The organism is Streptomyces sp. URMC 126 (assembly GCF_051386555.1).
In the GTDB taxonomy this organism is placed as follows: domain Bacteria; phylum Actinomycetota; class Actinomycetes; order Streptomycetales; family Streptomycetaceae; genus Streptomyces.
The window spans coordinates 1-230 of the sequence record NZ_JBPQTX010001428.1 but is presented as its reverse complement, the minus strand read 5'-3'; the positions used below and the strand labels follow the sequence as shown (position 1 = coordinate 230).

The following is a 230-nucleotide window of genomic DNA, read 5'->3' as shown; positions in this document are numbered from 1 at the left end:
CAAGTACGGCCGACCCGTGCTGCCCGTGGTGCTGCCGCCGGGCGCCGACCCCACGGGCTTCGCGGTGGGCGAGGAGCCCTACCTCGGCGACGGCACCTTGTTCAACTCGGGCTTCCTCGACGGGCTCGACGTCGAGGCGGCCAAGCGGCGGGTGATCGAGGAGCTGGAACGGCGCGGCCTCGGCCGGGGCGAGACCACCTGGCGCCTGCGCGACTGGGGCGTGTCGCGGC

The 230-nt window shown here is 75.2% G+C and carries 1 protein-coding gene; it reads left to right on the top strand.

Going from position 1 to position 230, the window contains the following annotated elements; all coding sequences use genetic code 11:
• Positions 1–230 (top strand): hypothetical protein (locus ACSNOK_RS36545; protein WP_436784938.1); only part of this gene is annotated, 230 nt, incomplete at both ends.